Below are 19,621 nucleotides of genomic sequence, written 5' to 3'. Positions count from 1 at the left end.
GCCCCTCAGTTCGCGAAGCCGGTGAACCGGCGCACGGGCTGACCGTCTGTCAGCACGGCGCCGCCAGCCACAACAACTTCGTCATCGTCGGACAAGCCCGTCAAAACCCGAACATCGCCCGTCTGCGTGGGCTCAATCGTCACCGGAACGCGGCGGACCGTGCCTTCATCCGCACCAACCGGCGAGAACACCATGACGCTCAGCTCGCCTGTTGCATCAGCAACAACGGCCGTCGCTGGCACAACAATGCCTGTGCGTTCATCCTGAACCTTTACGTTGACGGTGACGGACGAGCCGGGAAGAATTTGCAGCCCCTCGGGCGGGGTCAGGCCGAACTGGATGCGGAAGGTCTGCCCGACGCTGGAGGTTTCAGCGTCGAATTCACGAATTTCCAACGGGAAGACTTCATCACTTACGGGGAACTTGGCAGTGATGGTGATGTCGTCATTCTGGCCTGAGCGTTGAAACAGGATCTCGGGAACGTCGACCTCGATGCGCAATTCGGACATGTCGTGAATGCGGACGATGGGCGTGCCTGCCGATACGGTGGTGAAAGCCTCGACCGCGCGGCTGGAGACCAGCGCGTCAAATGGCGCGGTCAGTGTTGCGTGCTCCAGCTCGTATTCCGCGTCGCGCAGAGCGATCGCGGCCAGTTGCGCTTCGGTCTCTGCGTCATCGACCGCCACCTGACTGGCCGTGGTGCCACGCAAACGCGACAGGCGCGCTACGGTTCGGTCGGCCTGTTCCTTTTGAAGCTGCGCCCGCTCAAGCCGCAGTTCGAATGGTTCCTGATCCAGTCGCGCAATCAGGCCGCCTTTGGCGATGACAAACCCTTCGTTGACCGGCATCTCGACGATCTGACCGGCGACCTGAAAGGCAAGATCGACCGTCTGCCGCGCCGCAACACGGCCGAAAAACTGTCGGGTGAACCCAGGCGCCGTTTCGCGCACCTGCATCAGCTTTACCGGTTTCTGAGTATCTTGAGCGGCAATCGGAGTTGCCAGAACGGCCAGTGCAAGGCCCAGAGAGGTCAGGAGTTTCATTTCTTCAGTCCCTCGGGAATTCCCGTTTTCAAAACGTTGTCACGGATTTTGCGCGCCAGTCGCGCGAATTCGGCTGTTTCTTCTTCGTTCAGACCCGAGGCCCTGTGAAACAGGTCTCCGGCCTCGGCCACCAGCATGTTGCGGACCTCTTCACCCTGCTCGGTTAGCACCAGCAACCAGGCGCGGCGGTCTTCGGGGTCATGCTCGCGCGTCAGATAGCCTGCTTTTTCCAGGGAATCCGCGGTTGCGGTGATTGTGGACGGTACGCTCAGCATGTCAGCAGCCAGGACCCCCATGCGTTTCGGCTGATCCAGCTTGATCAGCATGTGGCATTCGGGGTGGCTCAGGTCGGTCTCGATGCAGTCAAATGTCTCTTCCAGTTTCCAGTACAGGGCATACACCCCCATGATCGCCTGAATCTCGGGGCTGAGGCGGCCAAGTCTGGTACTGATATCGTCGGGCATGGGGGATCTCCGCTTGCTTGGAGGGGTCATATACTTCAGCTTCTGAACTATTCAAGATATGAAACTGCCGCGCTGCGCGCATTCCCTTAGGTCAACATGCCTTGATCAAATCACACCATGACTGCATTTTGGGCAAATCCGAAACATTCAGGGCCCGCCATGTATACCCCCGCCATCACCGGTACAGGTGTCTTCACGCCTCAGAACGTCATCACCAATGCCGAGCTTGTCGAGGCATTCAACGCTTATGCCGACAAACAGAACGCAAAGAATGCCGAAGCCATCGCCGCCGGACAGATGGAGCCGATGCAGCATTCATCTGAAGAGTTCATCGTCAAGGCATCAGGGATCGAGAACCGTTACGTGATGGACAAGAGCGGTGTGTTGGACCCGGACGTGATGCACCCGTCCCTGCGGCAGCGCAGCGATGACGAACCCGGCATCATGACCGAGATGGCGGTGGACGCCTGCAACAAGGCGCTGGCACAGGCGGGGCGCACCGCGGCGGATGTAGATCTGGTGATCTGCGCGGCCTCGAACCACGAGCGCGCCTATCCGGCAATTGCGATCGAAATTCAGCAGGAACTGGGAATCGACGGATTCGGCTTTGACATGAACGTCGCCTGTTCGTCGGCCACGTTCGGCATTCAGGCTGCGGCGGATATGGTGCGGTCGGGATCGGTGCGTGCTGCGTTGGTGGTGAACCCCGAAATCTGCTCGGGCCATCTGGAGTGGCGCGACCGCGATTGTCATTTCATCTTTGGCGATGTGGCGACAGCGACGCTGATCGAACGGATCGAAAACGCCCAGGGGCCGCATTTCGAGATCTTGTCGACGCGTTGCGCCACGGCGTTTTCCAACAATATTCGTAACAACAACGGCTTTCTGCGCCGCTCACTCCCTGACGGGCTGGCCGACCGGCGTGACATGCAGTTCATGCAAAACGGTCGGAAAGTGTTCAAGGAAGTACTGCCGATGGTCAGCAAGCATATCAGCGACCATATGAATGCCGAAGGGATCAGAAACACCGACCTGAACCGCCTGTGGCTGCATCAGGCCAACAAGACGATGAACGACTTCATCGGCAAGAAGGTTCTGGGCCGCGAACCCGAGGCGGGCGAGCAACCAAACATCCTTCAGGATTATGCCAACACGTCATCTGCGGGGTCGATCATCGCGTTTTCGAAGTATTCCGACGACTTGCAGGAAGGGGATCTTGGCCTGATATGTTCCTTTGGTGCTGGGTATTCCGTTGGGTCGGTGATCGTGAAACGCCACGCTTGATGGCAGGTTTTGTCCGGCCTAGCGTAGCGCAGTCACTTTGAAGACCTGGAACGCCGCATCTTCCGTAGTTTGTACCCGCATGAGGTAGTCAGGGATTTCACCTGCAACCAAGTGCGATTGCAAACCACGACCCTGTGAGGCCCAGAACCAGAATTCGGCACGCGGCGCGGACGTGCAGAGCATGACGTAATCCACATCCAGCTCAGTCAGACGTGATCCGATCTGAGAGGCGTCCGAGCGGAACAGTTCGATCTGCGCCAGAATTCCAGCCTGATTCCGATGGTAATTGCCCGCCAGAACAGAATGGTCGGTATGGCGCAGAACGTTTGCGGCAAAGTCGAAATCAACAAGAACTCTCCCGGCTGGAAGATCACGCAGGGCCGCATAGGCTTCGGGCGTTTTGCAGGATGCCCCGGAGTTTTGCCGTGACTGTCGGGCCGGCAGCGCCGGTGCGGCAAGAGACGGCCCGACAAAACGCCCCAGTTGTTCCTCGATACTTGCACCGATTTTCGGTGAGATGCAGAGAACAAAAGCAACCATCGCAAGCCCAGATACCGCGCGGCGACTGCTCGCATAGCGGGTGTACAGGACACGCAGGACCTGCGCCTGGACAGCCACCAGCGAAACACCCAGGAACGTCATCATTCTGGACTGATAGAGGAACACCACCAGGCCGGTCACGATCAGTGCCAGAAACAGGGCGTATTCCAATCTGAAAGGCGACCTGACTGCAAAGATCAGGGCGGCTGCCATGGTGACGAACGACATTGCGATCAGGGCCAGAACTTCGCCCCTGTGCAGCTCCAATATGACACTGATTTTCTGCGCTTCTGCCACCTGGCTCAGCCAGTAGTCCCGCATGTCCTGAGGCAGGGCTTCGATCGGGTTGCTGAGGCAATGCGGGGCAAAGCTGTAAGCGCAGGTCAAGGTGACCGCACCAACCGCAAGGAACGCACTGATGCGGCCCCAAAGCGGCCAAGCAGACCCAACCCGGGCTGCAGCGCAAAGACCCATCGCGGCGACGCTTGCCGGTAACGCCACACTGAGTGTCAGGGCGTCACAGCTTGGGAACAGAAAGGCCTTTTGTCCTGTAGTTGCAAGGCTGATCAGCACAAGCGTCGCGGTCAGCCCTACACCAAATGCCATGGTCGGGCGGCGGGCCGGTTCGCCATTGATGATCCAATCAACGGCAAAGAATATTGCGACAAGCGCGATCTGCAATATCGATTCGGTGCCTATCGATACCGAAAGCGCCAGGCAGGCACCCAGCAACCATCCGGCATATGGTTTGTCCCTGCGCAATGCGAACAGCATCAGGGCCGTAGCGAACAGAAGAATCTGAGCATTGTGGTGATCAAACGAAAAATAGTCGAACTTCCGGGAGTGTTCGAGCGCCAACACACCCACAACCAGCGCCGAAACAGTACCTTCCCGCGCGCCCAAAACGCTTCCCGTCACGGCAAAGGCCCACAAGGTCAGACCCGCCAAAAGTGAGGGCCAGACAAAAGCCGTCACCTGAAGGGCCATATCAGGCGGCAAGACCAACCCGAATGTTCTGTAGAGCAAGGCAATCGGCGCGTCGATCAGTCGAGACCAATGCATCAGCGTACCGCCCTCGGGGCCCAGCCGATACTGTTGGCTGTCGAACCAGCCCTGCCCCTGCAACAGATCCTGCACGACCACCCAGCGCATTACGTCGTCAGAGCCTTCCTGATGACCACTTAGGGCCATAAGAACCAGAAGTGCCGCATAGGCGCATACAAAAAATCGCAGAACCAGCCGGTCTGCGAAAAGACTGTATGTTCCCTGCGACTTCTGCATGGTCCTCTGCCCTTGACGATCTTGCCCGCGACGGACCTTACAGGACAGACGTGACTGAATTGAGGCAAAAGGCCCAGTCAGCGTTTCTGCCTTTTGACGAGTGAATACAGCTAAGCCATACAGGCGGAATGTGGCCAGTCATGGGCGCAACGGCTCCGGATCCCGGCTAGCTGACGCTTTCTTCTTCAAGATGCAGTTTCATCTCGATCAGAACCTGTTGCAGCAAGCTGGTTTCTTTCAGCAGCCGCTTGGCTTCGTTGACCGTTATGATTCCGTCTTCGATTGCGGCCTGATACTCGGTCATCAACATCGCAAACCGCTGGCTGAGTGCTATGACATCCGAATTAACACCACCGGTGCGGGGTGTGGCTGTGTTGCTGTCGCAATAGGACAAGGTGATGTTCTTCAGATCTGCCAAAGCCGACGTTACATGCGGAAATGTCGCCACGTTTTCAAGGCGGGCCACCGCGTCCACAGGCATGAACCTGTCCTCGTGTTCAGCATTGTCGGAATAGTACCGTCCTAAAGTGGCCTTGGATTTTCCTGTAATTTCGCACGCGGCTTCGATTCCAACATCTTTAACCAGCGCTTCTGTGTGTTTTTTCAGATAGGCCCCGATATCTGCCATTGTTTTACCTTTGTTACCTGCAAACGCCTGCCCGATGTCCAATCGGGGGAAAGCGTGGGTAAATTTCCCATAACAAAGTCATAATTGAAATGTCATACATTGGCTATCCCTCAGATATGCGAGGGATTTTGTGAGTGAGTGGCGGCAGTTCAAGCCGGTAATGAGTAATTGCAGGGTGATATTGTTACGCCTTGCTGCGTTTTGGCCACATGTTGGCCGACGGCGTCGCTGTTGCAGATGTGGGGGTTCCATCCCCTAGAGCGTAGCTCGGCCTCTGCGAACGCAACGGCGACGTCGCTCCATCAAAGCGATTGATATCTTGTTCCTTTTCCCCAAGCGTTTTAGACCCGCGTCATGGCAAAGCTGTATTTCAACTATTCGACCATGAACGCGGGGAAATCGACCGTGTTGCTGCAAGCATCGCACAACTATCGCGAGCGTGGGATGCAGACCTACCTGATGACCGCAGCCATTGACGGAAGGGCGGGTGCCGGACGGATCGCATCGCGCATCGGCATCTCGGAGGAGGCTGATACCTTCACGCCCCGAGACGACGTCTTTGCGATGATCCGAAATCGTCTGAACGAAGGTCCCGTAACCTGCGTGTTCATTGACGAGGCCCAGTTCCTGTCTGAAGCTCAGGTCTGGCAATTGGCGCGGGCCGTCGACGATCTGGACGTACCTGTGCTGGCCTACGGGTTACGGGTGGATTTTCAGGGCAAGCTGTTTCCGGGATCAGCGGCGCTGCTGGCGCTGGCCGATGAGATGCGTGAAGTCCGCACCATATGCAAATGCGGACGCAAGGCCACGATGGTGATACGTCAAGACGAAAACGGCACAGCCATCACCGAAGGTGCCCAGGTGCAGATCGGCGGCAACGAGACCTATGTCTCGCTCTGCCGCAAGCATTGGCGCGAGGCGGTGGGCGACTAGACCGGGTTGGGCAATGCCTCGCCCGCCACAAAGGCCGCTACGTTATCCAGGGCCATGTGTCCCATGCTGCTGCGCACCTCTTCGGTGGCTGTGCCCAGATGGGGCAGCAGGGTGACGTTTTCCACTTCACGGAGCGCCTGTGGTACTTCGGGTTCGAACTCGTAGACATCCAGCCCCGCCCCCGCGATCTGACCTTTTTGTAACGCCGCAACCAGGGCCGCTTCGTCTACAACCTCTCCCCGCGCGATATTGACCAGAATGGCCGAAGGTTTCATCGTCTCAAGAACCTGCGCATCGATCAGGTGTCGGGTTTCGGCACCGCCGGGAACGGCGAGCACAAGGAAATCGACCGAGGCGGCGAGTGCTTTAAGGTCAGGTGTGAACTCGGCCGGGAAGTCCAGTTTCTTGGCGCTTCGGGATTGATAGGCCACCTGCATTTCAAAACCGAAATGGCACCGGCGCGCGATGGCCTGCCCGATACGGCCCATCCCGACGATACCGACGCGTTTGCCCGTTACATGGTGACCCAGCATTTGCGTGGGATGCCAACCCTGCCATTGGCCTGCGCGGACCAGCCGTTCGCCTTCGCCCGCGCGCCGGGCCGTGCTCAACAGCAGGGTCATGGCGATATCCGCCGTGGCACCGGTGACTGCGCCGGGCGTGTTGGTCACTGCGACTGATGCGGCGCGCGCTGCCTCGACATCGATGTGGTTGTAGCCGACGCCAAAATTGGCCAGTAGCTTGCATCGAGGCGAGCCTGCATCCGCAAATATCCGAGCCGAGAACTGATCGCCCAGCGTGGGCACGACCACGTCGAAATCCGTCAGAGCGGACAGCATTTCCCGGCCCGTCATGGGCGCCGTATTTTTACGAATCTCAACGTCAAACGCGGCGCGGGCGCGGGCCTCGACTGCCGGCGTCATCGGGCGTGTGATCAGCAGTTTCATCAGTGCATCCGCCCGCCTGTCGGAACTCTGCCGTCGGGACCGATCAGAACAATCTCGCCGTTTTCATCGGGCAGACCCAGCACCAGAACCTCGGACATGAACCTCCCGATCTGGCGAGGGGGAAAATTGACCACGGCCATGACCTGTTTGCCCACCAGAGTCGACGGATCATAATGCGCGGTGATCTGGGCCGACGTCTTGCGCTCGCCGATCTCATCACCGAAATCGATCCACATCTTGATCGCGGGCTTGCGGGCTTCGGGATAAGGTTCAGCGCGGATCACCTCACCCACGCGGATATCGACCTTGAGAAAGTCGTCGAAAGAAATCTCACTCACGTGACAGCTCCTTGGATCGGTCGGTTGCGGCCTTGACCGCACGGTGCAGCAAGTCAGGGAAGCCGCGTTCTTCATGCATCAGCACCTCAAGCGCGGCCTGGGTCGTGCCGTTCGGCGAGGTTACATTGATCCGCAGTTGTGACGGATCCTCGTCTGCGGCCTTTGCCAGCGCTCCGGCCCCGGCCACCGTCGATTTGGCCAGTTTCATCGCAAGGTCATGTGGCAGGCCGTGCGCCTCGCCGGCTTTGGCAAGCGTTTCAATCAGATGAAACACATAGGCGGGCCCGGATCCGCTGAGGCCGGTGACCGCATCCATCTGCGCCTCATCCGTCAGCAGTACCGTTTCGCCAATGGCCGAGAGCAGGTTTTCCGCAAGCGTCAGATCATCAGGTGATGCGTTTGAATTCCCGATCAGCGCGGTAATGCCCTGACGGATGGCGGCGGGCGTATTGGGCATGGCGCGAATGATCGGGGTGTCGCTGCCCAGAACGGATTCGAACGTGGCAATCGAGGTGCCCGCCGCGACCGAAATAAATAGACTGCTGCCACCACCCAGCGCCTGAATGGCGGGCAATGCCTCGCCCATCATCTGCGGCTTGACCGCGACCAACACCACGGCGGGGGCTTCGGGCAGGGGTGTGTTGATGTTGACGCCCTGCGCCTTCAGCCAGTCGGATGGGTGTGGGTCGATCACCCAAACGGACGCTGGCGGGAGGCCGTGTTCCAGCCATCCCGCCAGCATTGCGGACCCCATCTTTCCGCACCCCAGAAGCACAAGCCCCTGTTCGGCCACACGCGTCATGTCCATTTGCCCCTCCCGCTTTACATGTCGGTTTGGGGCAAGCTTTACGCCCGGCCGTAGGCCTCTGCAATGGCCACTTGCATGGCTTCTTCTGGTCCTCGATTTCCCCAGGTGACCAGTTGGATCGCCGGGTAGTACCGTTCTGCGCTCATGACGGCAGCGGTGATCATCGTGTCGATCTGCTCCGCGCTGGCTGTCTGTCCGCCGGCGAGGACCAGCCCATACCGGTACACCATCAGCTTCTGGTTTGCCCAATAGGTAAAGGCACCTGCCCAGCACTGATCATTCATCTTGTTGAGCAGCTCATAGAGCTGCATTTCCCGCTCGGCCGGCGGTTCCATTTCGAACGAGCACACCATCCGCAGCGTTTCGTCATAGTTGGACCAGGCGAGTGTGATCGAATAGGTGCGCCACTGGCCTTCGACAGCCATGGCAATCTGATCGTCCCCTATACGATCAAAATCCCAGTCGTGATGTTCGGCCAGATGTTCAACAATGTCGATCGGATGAATGTCTTCTTCGAGATACTGCTCGGAAAGGGCCATAATGCCACCTCACTAATCTCTAGCATTTCGGGGCTGGCAGCGCCCCAGCGCTAGTTGCCTGCTCTACAAACCGGGCTTCCCCCATTGGCCTGTACTAAATATGGTGCGATGCGGCGCTGGTTCTGGCAACCCTATTTGTTGGGGATAACAGCAATAAGTTGTGGACAGAAAGCAACGGGGATCAAAATATTGACTCTTGAACCAGCTTTGTCTTGATTAAATCCCGCGATGCTTCAGAATGCACGGCGCCGTACAATCCCGGCTGGATTGCGCGGCGTCAGAGTTTGTCCAAAATTGTGAAAACAGGAAACGCTCGGGGCGTCACTTGTCCTGTTTTGCCTCAAGCGCGGCAATGCGGGCTTCGAGAGCGGCGTTTTCTTCGCGCGCTTTCTGGGCCATGGCGCGGACGGCGTCGAATTCTTCACGCGTGACAAAATCGCGATCGGCAAGCCAGCGATCGATCATCGACTTCATCGCATTTTCGGCCTCTTCCCGCGCGCCCTGCGCGACACCCATGGCGTTGGTCATCAGCTGGGACACGTCGTCCAGTATCTTGTTGCGGGTTTGCATATCTTTACTCCGGTATCGCGGTTGATCTCTATATGGGGAAAGATTGCCGCATGCTCAAGGTTGACTTGTCCTGCAATCCCCGGGCAATGAGACGCACATGCAGGCTGTTCTGAATTTCCCCGATCTGTCGCCCGAACTGTTCTCGATCTCGCTGTTCGGGATGGAGTTCGCGTTAAGGTGGTATGCGCTGGCCTATATCGCGGGCATCCTGATTGCGTGGCGGCTGGCGGTCGTGGCTTTGCGCCGCCCTGCCCTGTGGCCAGCCGACGGCCCACCGATGAAACCGGACCAACTGGAGGATCTGGTCACCTGGATCATTCTGGGCGTGATCCTGGGCGGGCGGCTTGGCTTTGTGCTGTTTTACCAACCCGGCTATTACCTGTCGCATCCGTTTGAGATATTGAAGGTCTGGCAAGGCGGCATGGCGTTTCACGGGGGTCTGCTGGGCGTGATCCTTGCCTCTTATCTGTTTGCCCGACGCCATCGGATCCCGACCCTGTCCCTGGGCGATCTGGTTGCTTACACCGTTCCACCCGGCCTGCTGCTGGGACGGCTGGCCAATTTCGTCAATGCCGAGCTGTGGGGCCGTCCGAGCGACCTGCCATGGGCCGTCATCTTTCCCGGTTTTGCCGCGCAGGACTGCCCCGGCGTGGTAGCAGGAATGTGCGCGCGTCACCCATCGCAGTTATACGAAGCAGCACTGGAAGGTGTGTTGCTGGGCGCGCTGTTGCTGTGGCTGGTTTATCGACGCGGCGCGTTTCACAAACCGGGCTTTGTCATGGGCCTGTTTCTGGTGGGCTACGGTGCGTCGCGCTTTGTCGTCGAGTTCTTCCGTCAGCCGGATGCGCAGTTCGTGTCGCCCGGCAATCCGATGGGGCTTGCCTTGCATGTGGGCGGATATGGTCTGACCATGGGGCAAATCCTGTCGCTGCCCATGATCGCGCTTGGCCTGTGGTTTGTCCTGCGCGCAGGGCGGGCAAAATGAGCTTGAAAGACCACCTTGTCGCCCGCATCCGTCAGGATGGGCCGATGAGCGTGGCCGATTACATGGCCGAATGTCTTCTGCATCCCACGCGGGGCTATTACACAACACGCGATCCGCTGGGGGCTGCCGGGGATTTCACCACGGCACCGGAAATCAGCCAGATGTTTGGCGAGCTGATCGGGCTGTGCCTTGCGCAAAGCTGGATGAATCAGGGGCGGCCCGCGCCGTTCACCCTGTGCGAGTTGGGACCCGGGCGCGGCACTCTGATGGGCGATATACTGCGTGCCACACGGGCCGTAGCAGGATTTCACGATGCTGCCCGGATTGTACTGGTCGAGGCCTCGCCGGTCCTGAAACAGGTGCAGGCGGACACTCTGAGGGATTACACACCGAACTGGGCCGACAGCGTCGCAGAGCTGCCGGACCAGCCGCTGCTGTTGGTGGCGAACGAGTTCTTCGACGCGCTGCCTGTTCGGCAGTTCCTGCGCGACGGCGACGGCGACGGCTGGAGTGAACGCCTGGTCGGCGAACGCGACGGCGAATTGCTGATTGGACGGGGGCCCAACGGACCGCAAGTGGCGCTGACTGACAGGCTTTCGGACACCAAGGATGGTGATCTGGTCGAGCTATGCGCGGCAGCGATTCCCATTCTGACCGTGATTGCCGGTCGGATCGCCAGCCATGGAGGCGCCGCGCTGATTGTCGACTATGGCGACTGGCATTCATTGGGCGATACGCTGCAAGCCCTGCAAAACCATGAGCACGCCGATCCGCTGGCGGCACCCGGTCAAGCCGACCTGACCGCGCATGTGGATTTTGAACCTCTTGCCATTGCGACCCGCGCCTGTGGTTGCAGGCACACACGCCTGACACCGCAGGGCGTGTTTCTGGAACGGCTCGGCATAACTGCCCGGGCACAGGCTTTGTCCCGTACGCTGAGCGGTTCCGAGCTGGATGCCCTGATTGCAGCGCATCGCCGGTTGACGCACCCGGACGAAATGGGAAATCTGTTCAAAGTGATGGGCCTCTATCCGGCCTATGCTGCGCCACCGCCAGGATTAGAGCCATGACACTGGAAATTCTGACTTCAGACATGCTTTCCCCATTTCGTCATGGGTTCTTCACCCGTCGCGGCGGAGCTTCTTCCGGTATCTTCGACGGGTTGAATTGCGGCTTTGGATCGTCAGATCAGACCGAAGTTGTTGCACTGAACCGTCGGCGGGTTGCTGATGCGATGGGTGTTGCGCCCGAGGCGATGATTGGCGTGCATCAGGTGCATTCCCCAACAGTTCTGACGGTTGAACAGCCTTTGGAAGGTGAAAAGCCGCGCGCGGATGCCGTCGTAACGGCGACACCCGGTCTGGCGCTCACGATTCTGACAGCAGATTGCCAACCGGTTTTGTTTGCCGACCCGTCGGCCAATGTGATCGGAGCGGCCCATGCAGGCTGGCGCGGTGCGCTGGACGGTGTGCTGGAGGCGACGCTGGACGCCATGGAAGCGCTTGGCGCAAGGCGCCAGAATATCAACGCCGTCATCGGTCCCTGCATTTCGCAACGCGCGTATGAGGTCGGGCCTGAGCTCCTGGACACCTTCATGACCGATTCACCGGACAACTCGCGTTTTTTTGCCAATGGTCAGGATGACCGGCTGCAATTCGACCTGCCCGCTTTTGGTCTGCACCGCTTGCGGCAGGCCGGTGTCGGGCAGGGGGAATGGACCCGGCACTGCACGTATTCCGACCCGGACCGGTTCTATTCCTACCGCCGCACAACGCACGCAAACGAGGCCGATTACGGGCGGCTGATCTCGGTCATAAGATTGTGATTTTGGACCAGATTTAGGCGTCGCGCCACTTTTCCGCCACATTTGTTGTGTTTATCGGAATCAGAATCGTAACGAGTTTTGTCAGAAATCAGATGGTCATCTGACGTCCATGTTCCGGACGCTGGCGTGTTGAGTGGAAGGATAGACCGATTATAAATTTCTTGTCTGCAAAACATCCCGGATAAGCCTTATCCATGCCGCAAACGCGCGTCAAAAAAGGGTCATAACGGATGCGGGAAACAAACCCGTTCAGAGCAGGACCAGAAAATGAAAACCAAGTCTCGCTTTCTAAAAGCCATGGTCGCCGCCACGCGGAGCCAGAAGCTGGAAATGCCGTGGAAGCGGGTATCAAGCCATTCTGTCAGAGTCGCCAGTCGCATCGCGGCACGACGCTGAGGCAGAAGCACCCTGAGGCCAAGCTGCCGGTCTCGATGGGGTGAACGCATAACGGGCTTGCTCCTGCCCGATGTGTGGAGCGTCACGATCTGAGGGGGTCGGGACGAGTTTAGGAGTTGTGTGTGTGCGGGCAATTTTCGCCCGTGAAGTACGAGTTTGTCTGGGGGGTCAATGTGTTGACCATTGGAAAGCGCAATTTTGTCGCCATGCGGGGTCTGACCGACTGCCGCCCATGGGTCACCCATTTGTTTCAAGACAAAGAACCAGTTCGTCAGGTTGGCCTGTACGGGGATACGCCGCGCTTGATCGGACATTTTGAGGGGACGGAATATTTATGACTATTCCTAGTTCACTGGCCCGCGCGGCCAGAAATGCAATCGAAACGACGGCCATGCTGCGGGACGCACCGCGCCCGGTTGCAAAACCAAAGGCTCAGCTGCGCCGGTATGAAGTCAGCAGCCTGTTGAAAAACGGGAACATTGTTCAGACCAGACACATCGCGCCGGCCCTGCCGATGTTCGAAGATGCCTTTTGTGCCTTCACGCGTGGGTCGCTGGTTGAAACCGAACATGGGCCGATGGCAATCGAAGACCTGATGCCGGGGGATACTGTCCTGACTCAGGATGGCGCGTCCGAAACCGTGCTGTGGAAGGGATCTGTCACTCTGATCCCGGGACGTCCGGATTCGCGGGGCCGCACGCGGCCGCTTACGCGCATCATGGCGGATACATTCGGGATGCAAAAACCGATGTCGGGTGTAATCGCCGGGCCTGCGGCGCGGATCGTGGGCACGCCGGCGCATTTGCGGCATCTGCATGGGAATGGCCCGATTCTGACACCTGTATCCGAATTCCAGGATGGAACGGGCGTGATTGAAACAATGCCGCCGACGCCAGTTGAACTGTTTCACATTTGTCTAAAACGGCATTCCGTTATTCGGGTAGATGGTTTACAGTTTGAAACGTATCACCCAGGTGTGAACGCGGTCCGGATGATCAGCCACTCGTTACGGTCGGTTTATCTGAACCTGTTCGCGCATATCGAATCGCTCAACGATTTTGGTCCGCTGCTGATGCCGCGCGCCGGAGACGGGGAAATCGACGCGATGACAGCCTGAGTGCGATAGCGATTACTGCATTATGGGGGGCATCATGCAGCTGGTACTAAGTTGGATTCTATCCTTGGCGGTGGCTGCTATGCTGCCACCGAACACCGCACAGACAAAACGTCTGGGCGTTACGCCGTCCGGTTCATTCGTTCTTCCAGAACGTCGAACGGCACGCCTGGCTCGTCTTTTGCGCCGCGGATAACAAGCGATGTCTTGACGCTGGCCACGTTTGACGTGGTCAGCAGTTCACCGGTCAGGAACTGCTGAAAACTGCTGAGATCAGGTGCGACGCATTTCAGGATGAAGTCCACCTCGCCGTTCAGCATGTGACATTCCCGGACCAGTGGCCATTCGCGGCAGCGTTCTTCGAACGCGCGCAGCTCGGTCTCGGCCTGACTGTCGAGCCCGACCATGGCGAACACCTGCACTTCGAATCCCAGCTCGCGGGAATTCACTTCGGCGTGGTAGCCGGTGATATAGCCGGATTCTTCCAGTGTGCGCACCCGGCGCAGACAGGGCGGCGCCGAGATTCCGACCCGTTTTGCAAGTTCGACATTGGTCATCCGACCGTCTGCCTGCAATTCCGCCAGAATCTTGCGGTCGATATCATCCAACCGAGTCGTGACCATCAAATGCTCCTGATTTTTGCGGTTCTTATATCAGCCCCCCACGCGCACGCAATAATGTTTCGCACATGCGCAATTTTCTTTGTTTTCAAATCCCTCATTTTCCCCGCACCCTACGCAGGGTCGCTTGAGAAGTCATAAACAGTAAGGGGCTTTAAGCCGGGTCTGTCGGTCGCTATATCGGGGCGACGGGCCAAAGGCCCAATTCAGGCAATTCGAGCGGGGATACCATGGCCGACACACGACACACCAAGGTTCTGATCATCGGATCGGGGCCCGCAGGATACACCGCGGGGGTTTACGCAAGCCGCGCCATGCTGGAACCCATTCTGGTACAGGGCATCGAGCCCGGCGGCCAGCTGACGACAACGACCGAAGTCGAGAACTGGCCCGGCGACACCGAGGTACAGGGCCCCGACCTGATGGTCCGGATGCAGGATCACGCCAAGGCGATGGGCTGTGAGGTGATCGGCGACATCATCAGCGATCTGGACCTCAGCCAGCGCCCCTTCACCGCCAAGGGCGACAGCGGCACCACATACACGGCGGACGCCGTCATTCTGGCGACCGGCGCGCGCGCCAAGTGGCTGGGCCTGCCGTCGGAAGAGAAATTCAAGGGCTTTGGCGTTTCAGCCTGCGCCACCTGCGACGGGTTCTTCTATCGCGGACAGGAAATCGTGGTGATCGGCGGCGGCAACACGGCCGTGGAAGAGGCCCTGTTCCTGACCAACTTCGCCAGCAAGGTGACTCTGATCCATCGCCGCGATGAGTTGCGCGCGGAAAAGATCCTGCAAGACCGACTTATGAAGAACGATAAAATCGAACCACTGTGGTTCCACCAGTTGGAAGAAGTGATCGGCACCGATGCGCCGCTTGGCGTTGAGGGCGTTCGCGTCAAACATGTCAAAACCGGAGAGATCACTGAAATCCCCTGTAAAGGCGTTTTTGTTGCCATCGGCCACGCGCCTGCAAACGAGCTGGTCAAGGACACGCTTGAAACGCATATGGGTGGCTATGTTGTCACCAAGCCGGGCAGCACCGAAACCTCGGTTCCGGGCGTGTTCGCAGCAGGCGATCTGACCGATCACATATATCGTCAGGCGGTCACAAGCGCCGGTATGGGCTGCATGGCGGCACTGGATGCCGAGCGGTTCCTGGCGGAAAACGAATAACACGGGCTCGGAATCTTCCGGGCTGCTTCGGAAAAATCAGATCCGTCGGTGATCAGAGTTTCAATGACAGTGCCCCAAGGTTTCATGGGGCACTGTACGAATTCAGCTGCAACGTGATCGTTGCCCGACAACAGCAACAACTGCCAATCCCTTGACCGCCAGCCAGCAGCGTATCAGGATTATCCTGGGAAAAGCGAAGAACAGGTGAGCATTTGAACAACGCTCTTTGGCGCGGCGGGTGGTCAACCCGACTCAGGATCGGCAGTGGTCTTGTGTTGTTTGTCTTCGCGTTCTTCCATTTCATAAACATTGGCTTAGGCCTGTTTCATACCGATTATCTGCACGGGATGCAGGACGGCCGGAAGGCCATCACCCGCCACAATGCCATCAGCGTGCTTTTCTATGCTGCCCTGTTCACGCATGCTGGTCTGGCCCTGACGTCGATCGCGCAACGCAGAACCCTGCGGATGCCCTTCAGCACGGCCTTGCAGGTCGGTCTGGGCTTGCTGATTCCGCTGCAACTGATCTCGCACATCGTGCAGACGCGGGTCGCGCACGAGGTCTACGACGTCAACGACGAGATGGGATATATCATCATTCTGATGTGGCCCAGTATCGCCGTATGGATGCAAAGCGCCTTGTTGCTGATCGTTTGGATACACGGGTGCATCGGCTTGCATATGTGGCTGCGGCTGACCCGGTGGTGGTCGCGGGTCGCGCCCTATCTGATTGGTGTTGCAGTTTTCGTGCCTTTTTTCGCGCTGGCCGGCCTGTTGACCGAAGGGCGTCGCATATGGGCCGACTTCGCTGATGAATTCCTGCGCGATCAATATATTGAGCACTACAACTGGCCATCGCCCGAGGCCTTCCAGACCCTGTTCAGTGTAAAAGATTATGGCCTTATGGTTTTCTGGCTGGCCCTTGGGGCAACGGGGCTGGTTTACATCGGGCGCAAACTGTGGCGGCGCAGGCATTCGGTGCGCGTGAATTACGCCAAAGGGCCCGAGGTGGTCGCGGAAAAAGGCTTGACCTTGCTTGAGATTTCCCAGGTGAACGGCGTGCCGCATGCCGCCTTGTGCGGTGGAAAGGGGCGCTGCACCACATGCCGTGTCATTGTAGAGGATGGCAGCGACGCCCTGCCGCCGCCCGGCGACGTCGAAGCGCGCAGCCTTGCTGCTGTGGGCGCCTCGCCGCAGACACGACTGGCCTGCCAGATACGGCCAACGGAACCCACCACCGTTTTTCGGGTCTTCAGGCCAGATGGCGGACGCATACGCGGACATGCCAGTCAGGGTCAGGAACGCCAGTTGGCCGTTCTGTTTCTGGACATGCGCAGCTTTACCGCGCGTACGACCGGCCAATTACCCTATGACATCGTATTCCTGCTGAACCGGTTTTTCGACGCGGTCGTGCCTGCCATCACCAAGGAAGGCGGTGTCGTGGACAAATATATGGGAGACGGGCTGCTTGCCGTTTTTGAAAAGCCGAATGCGGCGGCGTCCGCCCGTGCCGGGTTGAAAGCCGCCATCGACATCAGTCACGCCCTCGACAATTTCAACGAGCAGCTCGAGGGCGAAGGCAGCCCCGGAATTCGCATCGGAATGGGTCTGCATCTTGGGGATCTGGTCGTTGGTGAGATCGGCGCGGCGGGGCATGCGTCGAAAACCATAATCGGCGACGCCGTCAATGTCGCCAGTCGTCTGGAAAGCGAAACCAAGGCGCTGAAGGTCGAATTGCTGGTCTCGGAAGAGTTGCTGAAGGCCGCAGGTGTCGTCGTACCACGGGACGAAATCAGGTTGTTCCAGTTGCGGGGTGTGTCTGAACAGATTCCCGCCCTGCCTGTCACCCGTGCGTCCACACTTGAGCAGAACGTCACAAAACAGGAACAGAAATACTCCGCCTGAACGAATAATCTCTGATTGCAAGGATCAGATCATCGATTAGGCTTGTGAAATAGAAATTTCTTCCAATTCAAAAATATTCGGCGCATATCCTCCTTTGTTACATTGACGCCTGTGGACTTCGCCTGTCAGCCGGTGCAAACGCCTCGAAACCGCCCGATATCCACTGGCAAATCAACACTGCTACAAGAGTATTCCGATGACGATGTTAAGCAATCTGGCCCCGATCTCCGAACTGTATGTTTCATACGATTCGGCGCAGAAGCTGAAAGTGGAAGCTGCCGATCTGACCAGCTGGGATCTGAGCCCGCGTCAGATCTGCGACCTGGAGCTTCTAATGAATGGCGGCTTCAACCCGCTCAAGGGATTTCTGAGCGAAGCAGATTACGACAATGTGGTCGAAAATATGCGTCTGGCCGATGGAACGCTTTGGCCAATGCCCATCACATTGGATGTCAGCGAAGACTTCGCGGATCGGATCGAACTTGGGCAGGATATCGCTCTGCGCGATCAGGAAGGCGTGATCCTGGGCACCATGACCGTGACCGACCGCTGGACCCCGGACAAGGCGCGCGAGGCAGAGAAGGTCTTTGGTGCCGATGATGATTCCCACCCGGCGGTCAACTATCTGCACAACGTGGCCGGCAAGGTCTACCTGGGCGGACCCGTGGTCGGCATCCAACAACCAGTGCATTATGATTTCCGCGGTCGTCGGGATACGCCAAACGAATTGCGCGCCTATTTCCGCAAGCTGGGTTGGCGCCGCATCGTTGCCTTCCAGACCCGCAATCCGCTGCACCGCGCGCATCAGGAACTGACCTTCCGCGCCGCCAAAGAGGCACAGGCCAACCTGCTGATCCACCCGGTGGTCGGCATGACCAAGCCGGGCGACGTGGATCACTTTACCCGCGTGCGCTGTTATGAGGCCGTTCTCGACAAATACCCCGCATCGACCACCTCGATGAGCCTGCTGAACCTGGCCATGCGCATGGCCGGACCGCGCGAAGCCGTCTGGCACGGCCTGATCCGTGCCAACCACGGCTGCACCCATTTCATCGTGGGCCGAGACCATGCCGGCCCCGGCAAGAATTCAGCCGGAGAAGATTTCTATGGCCCCTATGATGCGCAGGACCTGTTCCGCCAGTTCCAGGATGAAATCGGCGTCGAAATGGTCGACTTCAAGCACATGGTCTATGTGCAGGAACGCGCCCAGTACGAGCCGAATGATGAGATTCTCGACAAGGATGACGTCACCATCCTGAACATCTCGGGCACCGAGCTGCGCCGCCGTCTGGCCGAAGGTCTGGAAATCCCCGAGTGGTTCAGCTTCCCCGAAGTGGTAGCCGAGCTGCGCAAAACCAAGCCGCCACGCAGCCAACAGGGCTTTACCGTGTTCTTCACAGGTTTCTCAGGTTCGGGCAAATCCACCATCGCAAACGCACTTATGGTCAAGTTGATGGAAATGGGTGGCCGACCTGTGACGCTGCTCGATGGCGACATTGTTCGTAAGAACCTGTCGTCAGAACTGGGTTTCTCGAAAGAGCACCGCGACCTGAACATCCGCCGTATCGGCTATGTGGCCAGCGAGATCACCAAGAACGGCGGCATCGCCATATGTGCCCCGATCGCGCCCTATGCCGCGACACGCCGCGCCGTTCGGGAAGAGATCGAACAGTTCGGTGCCTTTTGCGAGGTCCACGTCGCAACCAGCATTGAGGAATGCGAACGCCGCGACCGCAAGGGCCTTTACAAGTTGGCACGTGAAGGCAAGATCAAGGAATTCACCGGGATCTCGGACCCCTACGATGTTCCAGAAAACCCGGAACTGCGCGTCGAAACCGAGAATGTCGAGGTCGACAACTGCGCCCATCAAGTTCTGCTGAAACTGGAAAGCATGGGCCTGATCGCAGCAAACTGATTGCGGTCTCTTCTGATTGTATTGGGCGGCCTCCGGACATTCCGGCGGCCGTTTTTATTGGCTTCCAAATGACGATTGCCGATGGTCCTGATGCTGTTCAGGAACTCGTGGCGGGTGTGAAACTGAGATGACGAACAGGTCTCCGACCATTGTCAGTTTCTGGTTGGGATCCGATCTGAGCTTGTCGGAGCAACTATGCCTTCAGTCCTTTCCGGATCAAGGACACCGCTTCGTCCTGTGCGTCGCGCACGAGGTCGGAGACCTTGGAACAGATGCTGGATTTCGTTATGTCGGCAAACCCGATCCAACCCTGGC

General features: G+C 58.4%; 20 protein-coding genes. 9 read left to right on the top strand and 11 right to left on the bottom strand.

Annotated elements, in window-relative coordinates; genetic code table 11:
• Positions 1-5 precede the first annotated feature (5 nt).
• Complete coding sequence (locus D1823_RS00100) at positions 6-1,043, bottom strand: efflux RND transporter periplasmic adaptor subunit (RefSeq protein ID WP_117867920.1); 1,038 nt, start codon at positions 1,041-1,043, stop codon at positions 6-8.
• Positions 1,040-1,507, bottom strand: a complete 468-nt coding sequence (locus D1823_RS00095) for a MarR family winged helix-turn-helix transcriptional regulator (RefSeq protein WP_117867918.1) — start codon at positions 1,505-1,507, stop codon at positions 1,040-1,042. Before D1823_RS00095 ends, D1823_RS00100 begins: the two co-directional genes overlap by 4 nt.
• A gap of 159 nt (positions 1,508-1,666) precedes the next feature.
• Here D1823_RS00095 and D1823_RS00090 point away from each other — a divergent pair, with 159 nt between their 5' ends.
• A complete protein-coding gene (locus D1823_RS00090; protein ID WP_117872552.1) occupies positions 1,667-2,791 on the top strand; it encodes a beta-ketoacyl-ACP synthase III in 1,125 nt (374 codons plus the stop codon).
• A gap of 18 nt (positions 2,792-2,809) precedes the next feature.
• Here the strand turns inward: D1823_RS00090 and D1823_RS00085 are convergent, their stop codons facing one another.
• Positions 2,810-4,612: a hypothetical protein gene (locus tag D1823_RS00085; RefSeq protein ID WP_117867916.1), complete on the bottom strand. Its 1,803-nt coding sequence runs from the start codon at positions 4,610-4,612 to the stop codon at positions 2,810-2,812.
• A 166-nt stretch (positions 4,613-4,778) separates the two neighbouring features.
• Positions 4,779-5,240, bottom strand: coding sequence for a hypothetical protein (locus D1823_RS00080; RefSeq protein WP_117872550.1), 462 nt, complete (start codon positions 5,238-5,240; stop codon positions 4,779-4,781).
• 354 nt (positions 5,241-5,594) lie between these two features.
• On the opposite strand from D1823_RS00080, the gene D1823_RS00075 reads away from it, so the two are divergent.
• Entirely contained in the window at positions 5,595-6,173 is a 579-nt protein-coding gene (locus D1823_RS00075) for a thymidine kinase (protein WP_117867914.1), read from the top strand.
• On the opposite strand, the gene D1823_RS00070 is transcribed toward D1823_RS00075, so the two are convergent.
• From D1823_RS00070 to D1823_RS00050, 5 genes are all read right to left on the bottom strand, one after another.
• Positions 6,170-7,120, bottom strand: coding sequence for a D-glycerate dehydrogenase (locus D1823_RS00070; RefSeq protein ID WP_117867912.1), 951 nt, complete (start codon positions 7,118-7,120; stop codon positions 6,170-6,172). The genes D1823_RS00075 and D1823_RS00070 overlap by 4 nt on opposite strands.
• Positions 7,120-7,458, bottom strand: a complete 339-nt coding sequence (locus tag D1823_RS00065; protein ID WP_117867910.1) for a tRNA-binding protein — start codon at positions 7,456-7,458, stop codon at positions 7,120-7,122. The genes D1823_RS00070 and D1823_RS00065 overlap by 1 nt, the downstream gene beginning before the upstream one ends.
• Positions 7,451-8,266 (bottom strand): pyrroline-5-carboxylate reductase, encoded by an 816-nt coding sequence (gene proC / locus D1823_RS00060; protein ID WP_117867908.1) that lies wholly within the window; start codon positions 8,264-8,266, stop codon positions 7,451-7,453. The genes D1823_RS00065 and proC overlap by 8 nt, the downstream gene beginning before the upstream one ends.
• 38 nt (positions 8,267-8,304) lie before the next feature.
• On the bottom strand, positions 8,305-8,805 hold the full coding sequence (locus D1823_RS00055) for a YbjN domain-containing protein (protein WP_117867906.1): 501 nt from the start codon (positions 8,803-8,805) through the stop codon (positions 8,305-8,307).
• A 321-nt stretch (positions 8,806-9,126) separates the two neighbouring features.
• Positions 9,127-9,375: an accessory factor UbiK family protein gene (locus D1823_RS00050; protein WP_117867904.1), complete on the bottom strand. Its 249-nt coding sequence runs from the start codon at positions 9,373-9,375 to the stop codon at positions 9,127-9,129.
• A 97-nt stretch (positions 9,376-9,472) separates the two neighbouring features.
• Here D1823_RS00050 and lgt point away from each other — a divergent pair, with 97 nt between their 5' ends.
• Genes lgt through pgeF form a run of 3 tightly spaced genes read left to right on the top strand, consistent with a single transcriptional unit; the run spans position 9,473 to position 12,185 of the window.
• A complete protein-coding gene (lgt, locus tag D1823_RS00045; RefSeq protein ID WP_117867902.1) occupies positions 9,473-10,360 on the top strand; it encodes a prolipoprotein diacylglyceryl transferase in 888 nt (295 codons plus the stop codon).
• Positions 10,357-11,430 (top strand): class I SAM-dependent methyltransferase, encoded by a 1,074-nt coding sequence (locus tag D1823_RS00040; protein WP_117867900.1) that lies wholly within the window; start codon positions 10,357-10,359, stop codon positions 11,428-11,430. The genes lgt and D1823_RS00040 overlap by 4 nt, the downstream gene beginning before the upstream one ends.
• The gene (gene pgeF / locus D1823_RS00035; RefSeq protein WP_117867897.1) at positions 11,427-12,185 is read left to right on the top strand and encodes a peptidoglycan editing factor PgeF; all 759 of its coding nucleotides are present in this window, start codon (positions 11,427-11,429) and stop codon (positions 12,183-12,185) included. The genes D1823_RS00040 and pgeF overlap by 4 nt, the downstream gene beginning before the upstream one ends.
• A gap of 221 nt (positions 12,186-12,406) precedes the next feature.
• On the opposite strand, the gene D1823_RS21775 is transcribed toward pgeF, so the two are convergent.
• Positions 12,407-12,631, bottom strand: coding sequence for a hypothetical protein (locus D1823_RS21775; protein ID WP_162896719.1), 225 nt, complete (start codon positions 12,629-12,631; stop codon positions 12,407-12,409).
• A gap of 284 nt (positions 12,632-12,915) precedes the next feature.
• Between D1823_RS21775 and D1823_RS00025 the strand changes: the two genes are divergently transcribed.
• On the top strand, positions 12,916-13,698 hold the full coding sequence (locus D1823_RS00025; protein WP_117867893.1) for a Hint domain-containing protein: 783 nt from the start codon (positions 12,916-12,918) through the stop codon (positions 13,696-13,698).
• Positions 13,699-13,817: 119 nt separating this feature from the next.
• On the opposite strand, the gene D1823_RS00020 is transcribed toward D1823_RS00025, so the two are convergent.
• Positions 13,818-14,318 carry an Lrp/AsnC family transcriptional regulator gene (locus tag D1823_RS00020; protein WP_117867891.1) on the bottom strand — a complete coding sequence of 167 codons (501 nt, stop codon included), beginning with the start codon at positions 14,316-14,318 and terminating at the stop codon, positions 13,818-13,820.
• A gap of 227 nt (positions 14,319-14,545) precedes the next feature.
• Here D1823_RS00020 and trxB point away from each other — a divergent pair, with 227 nt between their 5' ends.
• The 3 genes from trxB (at position 14,546) to D1823_RS00005 (ending at position 19,306) form a co-directional block, all read left to right on the top strand.
• Positions 14,546-15,487, top strand: a complete 942-nt coding sequence (gene trxB, locus D1823_RS00015; protein ID WP_117867888.1) for a thioredoxin-disulfide reductase — start codon at positions 14,546-14,548, stop codon at positions 15,485-15,487.
• A gap of 212 nt (positions 15,488-15,699) precedes the next feature.
• Positions 15,700-17,391 carry an adenylate/guanylate cyclase domain-containing protein gene (locus tag D1823_RS00010; RefSeq protein WP_117867886.1) on the top strand — a complete coding sequence of 564 codons (1,692 nt, stop codon included), beginning with the start codon at positions 15,700-15,702 and terminating at the stop codon, positions 17,389-17,391.
• Positions 17,392-17,587: 196 nt separating this feature from the next.
• A complete protein-coding gene (locus tag D1823_RS00005; RefSeq protein ID WP_117867884.1) occupies positions 17,588-19,306 on the top strand; it encodes a bifunctional sulfate adenylyltransferase/adenylylsulfate kinase in 1,719 nt (572 codons plus the stop codon).
• Positions 19,307-19,621 lie beyond the last annotated feature (315 nt).

The organism is Ruegeria sp. AD91A, from assembly GCF_003443535.1.
In the GTDB taxonomy this organism is placed as follows: Bacteria; Pseudomonadota; Alphaproteobacteria; order Rhodobacterales; family Rhodobacteraceae; genus Ruegeria.
This window is presented reverse-complemented; position numbering and strand designations above follow the sequence as displayed.

What these genes read in the sequence shown, in the direction of transcription:
- D1823_RS00100 (WP_117867920.1), bottom strand. Translation starts at nt 1,043, where the DNA reads ATGAAACTCCTGACCTCTCTGGGCCTTGCACTGGCCGTTCTGGCAACT.
- D1823_RS00095 (WP_117867918.1), bottom strand. Translation starts at nt 1,507, where the DNA reads ATGCCCGACGATATCAGTACCAGACTTGGCCGCCTCAGCCCCGAGATT.
- D1823_RS00090 (WP_117872552.1), top strand. Translation starts at nt 1,667, where the DNA reads ATGTATACCCCCGCCATCACCGGTACAGGTGTCTTCACGCCTCAGAAC.
- D1823_RS00085 (WP_117867916.1), bottom strand. Translation starts at nt 4,612, where the DNA reads ATGCAGAAGTCGCAGGGAACATACAGTCTTTTCGCAGACCGGCTGGTT.
- D1823_RS00080 (WP_117872550.1), bottom strand. Translation starts at nt 5,240, where the DNA reads ATGGCAGATATCGGGGCCTATCTGAAAAAACACACAGAAGCGCTGGTT.
- D1823_RS00075 (WP_117867914.1), top strand. Translation starts at nt 5,595, where the DNA reads ATGGCAAAGCTGTATTTCAACTATTCGACCATGAACGCGGGGAAATCG.
- D1823_RS00070 (WP_117867912.1), bottom strand. Translation starts at nt 7,120, where the DNA reads ATGAAACTGCTGATCACACGCCCGATGACGCCGGCAGTCGAGGCCCGC.
- proC (WP_117867908.1), bottom strand. Translation starts at nt 8,266, where the DNA reads ATGGACATGACGCGTGTGGCCGAACAGGGGCTTGTGCTTCTGGGGTGC.
- D1823_RS00055 (WP_117867906.1), bottom strand. Translation starts at nt 8,805, where the DNA reads ATGGCCCTTTCCGAGCAGTATCTCGAAGAAGACATTCATCCGATCGAC.
- D1823_RS00050 (WP_117867904.1), bottom strand. Translation starts at nt 9,375, where the DNA reads ATGCAAACCCGCAACAAGATACTGGACGACGTGTCCCAGCTGATGACC.
- lgt (WP_117867902.1), top strand. Translation starts at nt 9,473, where the DNA reads ATGCAGGCTGTTCTGAATTTCCCCGATCTGTCGCCCGAACTGTTCTCG.
- D1823_RS00040 (WP_117867900.1), top strand. Translation starts at nt 10,357, where the DNA reads ATGAGCTTGAAAGACCACCTTGTCGCCCGCATCCGTCAGGATGGGCCG.
- pgeF (WP_117867897.1), top strand. Translation starts at nt 11,427, where the DNA reads ATGACACTGGAAATTCTGACTTCAGACATGCTTTCCCCATTTCGTCAT.
- D1823_RS21775 (WP_162896719.1), bottom strand. Translation starts at nt 12,631, where the DNA reads ATGCGTTCACCCCATCGAGACCGGCAGCTTGGCCTCAGGGTGCTTCTG.
- D1823_RS00025 (WP_117867893.1), top strand. Translation starts at nt 12,916, where the DNA reads ATGACTATTCCTAGTTCACTGGCCCGCGCGGCCAGAAATGCAATCGAA.
- D1823_RS00020 (WP_117867891.1), bottom strand. Translation starts at nt 14,318, where the DNA reads ATGGTCACGACTCGGTTGGATGATATCGACCGCAAGATTCTGGCGGAA.
- trxB (WP_117867888.1), top strand. Translation starts at nt 14,546, where the DNA reads ATGGCCGACACACGACACACCAAGGTTCTGATCATCGGATCGGGGCCC.
- D1823_RS00005 (WP_117867884.1), top strand. Translation starts at nt 17,588, where the DNA reads ATGACGATGTTAAGCAATCTGGCCCCGATCTCCGAACTGTATGTTTCA.